This window comes from Cellulomonas phragmiteti (genome assembly GCF_016862775.1).
In the GTDB taxonomy this organism is placed as follows: Bacteria; Actinomycetota; Actinomycetes; order Actinomycetales; family Cellulomonadaceae; genus Cellulomonas; species Cellulomonas phragmiteti.
On sequence record NZ_BONP01000051.1, the window covers coordinates 1 to 3,687 of the forward strand.

General features: G+C 78.6%; 3 protein-coding genes and 1 pseudogene. 3 read left to right on the forward strand and 1 reads right to left on the reverse strand.

Features of this window, described 5'->3' with window-relative positions; all coding sequences use genetic code 11:
• Window positions 1-338 precede the first annotated feature (338 nt).
• Complete coding sequence (locus Cph01nite_RS19185) at window positions 339-1,277, reverse strand: hypothetical protein (RefSeq protein ID WP_239069368.1); 939 nt, start codon at window positions 1,275-1,277, stop codon at window positions 339-341.
• A 144-nt stretch (window positions 1,278-1,421) separates the two neighbouring features.
• Between Cph01nite_RS19185 and Cph01nite_RS19190 the strand changes: the two genes are divergently transcribed.
• The 3 genes and pseudogenes from Cph01nite_RS19190 to Cph01nite_RS18775 all read left to right on the forward strand — a co-directional run.
• Window positions 1,422-2,696, forward strand: a complete 1,275-nt coding sequence (locus Cph01nite_RS19190; RefSeq protein ID WP_239069369.1) for a hypothetical protein — start codon at window positions 1,422-1,424, stop codon at window positions 2,694-2,696.
• A 73-nt stretch (window positions 2,697-2,769) separates the two neighbouring features.
• Window positions 2,770-3,198 (forward strand): hypothetical protein, encoded by a 429-nt coding sequence (locus Cph01nite_RS18770; RefSeq protein ID WP_203676555.1) that lies wholly within the window; start codon window positions 2,770-2,772, stop codon window positions 3,196-3,198.
• A 150-nt stretch (window positions 3,199-3,348) separates the two neighbouring features.
• Window positions 3,349-3,687: pseudogene (locus tag Cph01nite_RS18775) on the forward strand (hypothetical protein); the annotation flags it as partial.

Sequence of the window (3,687 nt, forward strand, 5' to 3'; positions counted from 1 at the left end):
GGGTGCCCGGCTGCGGCCGGGCACCCGCCGTCGTCGTCCCGCCCCTGCCGCAGGCCGCGGACGGCCCCCGCCCCGCACCGAACGGGCGAACCGGGCGAAACACCTGCTGACGTGCGACTTCACCCCGCCCGGTGGTGCGTTCGGGGCGTCCTCGTCGTACGGTCTGCGCAGTGCGTCAACGGTGACGCGCAGAAGGGAGCGTCATCGTGCGGGAACACACACGGACGCTGGTCTGGGCGGTGCGGGCGTTCCTCGCCACGACGGGCGCGATGCTCATCGTGGTCGTCGACGCGGTGCTCAGCAGTCCCTGACGCGGGACGCGGTCGCTCCGCGCCCGGTCAGGCGAGGCCGAGGCCCGGCGCGGGACCCGCCGGGGTCCCGCGCGGGGCGTCGGCGACCGCGGCGAGCAGCATCACCACCAGGCCCGTACCACCCAGCCACCACACGGCCGTCGACAGCCCCGCCGTGACGTGGTCGACGACGAGCCCGACCACCGGGTCGCCCAGGAACGCCGCCGCCGGCCCCGCGAGGACCGCGGCCCGCATGCCCCGCAGCCCCACCAGGACGCCCGCCGCCGCCAGCACCACGGCACCCGCCACCCACGCGAGCGCGCGCGCCCGGCGGCGGGCGAGCGCCACCGCGCCCACCGCGGCCGCGGCGGCCACCCACGGGGCCCACGTCGCGGCGCGCTCGGCCGTCCCGACGCTCTGCTGCAGACGGGCCGTCGTGCCGCCGTCGAGCACGGGGACGGCGACCTCGACCCGGGGGACCACGCGCTCCGGCACCCCCACGGCCACCACGGCCGCGCGGACGGTGTCCGCGACGCCCGTGAGGTCGAGGGCGAGGCGGCCCTCGGCGTCGACCTGACCGAGCGCGTCGGCGTCACCGCGCAGCACCCCGACGAGCTGGGTGTGGAACGTCCGGTTGACCGTCACCCACGCCGCGACGAACACGTCGGACCCGACGGCGCTCGCCGACCGGTCCCGGACGACGTCGCCGACGCGCCGCTCGACGCCCGCCGCGGCGTCCTCGCCGAGCGTCCCCGGCAGCCACCCCGCCACGTCGTCCAGCGGCAGCGCCGTCACGACGCCGTCGGCGACACGGTCGGCCACGGCGCCCTGCACCCGGGGGTCGGACGCGAGAGGGGCGACCGTGCGCACCCAGTCGTCGGTGTCCAGCAGCGTCGTCCGGGCCCACGTGCCGACGACCGCCACGGGCGTCGTCGCGAGCGTGAGCACGACCAGGAGGACCACGACGAGCCCGTGACGTCCGCGCACCCGCCGATCCTGCCCGACCGGGCGCGTGGCGGCACGCCCGGACACCTGTCACCCGGTTGGCCGAATCGTGTGCTTTTGCGGGGATGAGGGACCATACTGGGCGCACGCGCGTCAGGGCGGACGGGCGCCGGGGAGGGACCGCGGATGCACGCGCACCGGTGGGGACGAGCGGGGACGTGGGTCGTCCGCGCCTTCGTCGTCGCCCTCGGCGGGCTCGCCCTGCTCCTGCTGGGCACCGCGCTCGCGAGCCCCGCGTCCGCTGAGGAGCTGTCCCCGCCGCCGGCCACGGCCGTCGCGCACGACGCACGCGGCGACGTGCCGGCGCCGTCCACGCACGCGCAGGCCGAGGGCGCGCCCGTGGCGGGAGTGCCCGCGGAGCACCGGCTGCCGGCCGTCGCCGACGACGCCGCGGTCCGCGCGCTCGCCGAGGCCGGGCCGTCGGCGACCCTTCCGGGTCCGGTCGCGCCCGCCGGCGACACGGAGCCCGGCGGCGAGGCGGTCCCGGGCGAGCCGGTGGACCCGGTGGTGCCCTCGGACCCGGTGGAGCCCGCGGATCCGGTGGACCCGGTGGATCCGGTGGACCCCGTCGACCCCGTGGACCCGGTCGAGCCGGTGGAGCCCGTGGACCCGGTCGAGCCGGTGGACCCGGTGGAGCCCGTGGACCCGACGGACCCCGAGAACGTCGGCGCCCCGCTCGAGCCGGTGACCGTTGTCGACACCGCGACCCCGACCGTCGACCCTGCGCGAGTGCGGCCGGCCACGACGGTCGCGACCGACACCGCAGTGGCCGGCGCCGAGCCGCGCACGGCTGCGCTGCGGCCGGACGTCGTGCCCGTCACCCTCACGACCGTCACCTCGACGACCCCTGCACCCCCGACGCCCGGCCTCGCCGTCGACGCGGCCGCGCAGGTCCTGCGCGGCCTGCGTGAGCCGGCCCGCGCGCACGGGCCCGCGGCGCGGCCCGCGGCACCCGCGACCGCGCCACCGCCTGCCGCGGCCCCGGTCGTCGCGACCCCACCGGCCGCGGCCGCGCTGACGGCCGTCGCCACCGTCGCCGTCGACCGGCCCGCGGGCGGGCAGACGCCGTGGCACCCGTCCCCTGGCCCGGCCGGCCCGCAGCACGACGCCCCGGCCGTGGTCGCAACGGGCCACCAGGTCACCGCGTCGCACGTCGCGGTCGCCACCACGACGGTCGTCACGACCGCCCCGACCCGGCGGCCGACCGCCCCGACCCCGACGGTGCCGCACGTCGGCACCGCGGCGCCCGGCAGCGGGTCCGTCACGCCGCGCGCCGGCCCGGACGCCGAGCCGGCGTCCGCCGTGGCACAGCCCGTCCTCGCATCTCTCGTGGTCGAGCCCGCCACCCCCGACGCCGGCCCCACCGCGCCTGCGCGCGACGTCCCGGCACAGCCTGCCTGACCGGACGCCACGCGCGCCGCGCGTGACGTCCCTCGCCCTCCGGGGCGGCCGGTCCACAGGCAAGGAGATCGACGTGTCCACGTTCCTGCGCCGAGCACTACCCACGATCCTGGTCGGCGGTGGCCTCGTGCTCGTCTCCGTCGGCGTCCTCGTCGACGACGGCGGCAGCCTGGTGCCCCACGCGCTGCTGCTCGTCACCACCGGAGGTGCGGCGGTCCTCTACCGCCACCTCACGTGCCCGCCGCGTCCGGTCCGGCTGCCGCGCGTGACGTCCGCCCGCGTCACGCCCGTCGTGCCGACGCAGCGCAACGCACCGCACTGCGTGATCCCGACCCAGCGGCCACCCCTCGAGGCGGGCACGTCCCTGGGTGCTCCGGTCGTCGAGCCGGACCGGCGTGCGCACCCGCCGCGGGCGCGCGGCGTCGGTCACGGCGGCGTGCGGCACTGCGTGGTGCCGCGCGGCCAGGTGCCGCACCAGCGACGGGCGTCGGACGGCTCCTGACGTGTCCCGGGGTGCGGGTGAAGTGCGAGGACGTTCTCCCAGGTGGTCGCGCGGTGCCGCCCGCCGACGGTCGCAGCAGCGCTTGCCGCCGCCGTGACCTCGACCTAGCGTCGTCATGACATCTCGACGGAGCGGTGTCAGGGGGTCGACGTGCAGGTGCAGGTGCGGGAGCAGGGATCGCGAGCCGTCGCGCGGCTCGTGCGCTGCCTGCTGATCGCGCTCGGCACCATGCTCCTCGTCCTGACGGGGACCGCGCTCGGCGGCGGTGCCGCGGCGCACGCGTCGCCGCGGGCGGCGGGGGACTCCTCCGCACCCGGCTCGCTGCTCGGCGCGGTGACCGGCGTCGCCGACGTCCTGGTGGACCCGGTGGTCGAGACGGTCGTCACCCCGGCGGCGAGCCGCGTCGTCGCCCCCGTCGTCGAGGCCGTCGTCGCTCCCGCTGCTCCGCCCGCACCCGCTGCGCCGGCTCCCGCTGCTCCGCCCGCACCC

Excerpts from the sequence above, each read along its gene's own strand:
- Cph01nite_RS19190 (WP_239069369.1), top strand. The coding sequence starts at position 1,422 with ATGCACGCGCACCGGTGGGGACGAGCGGGGACGTGGGTCGTCCGCGCC.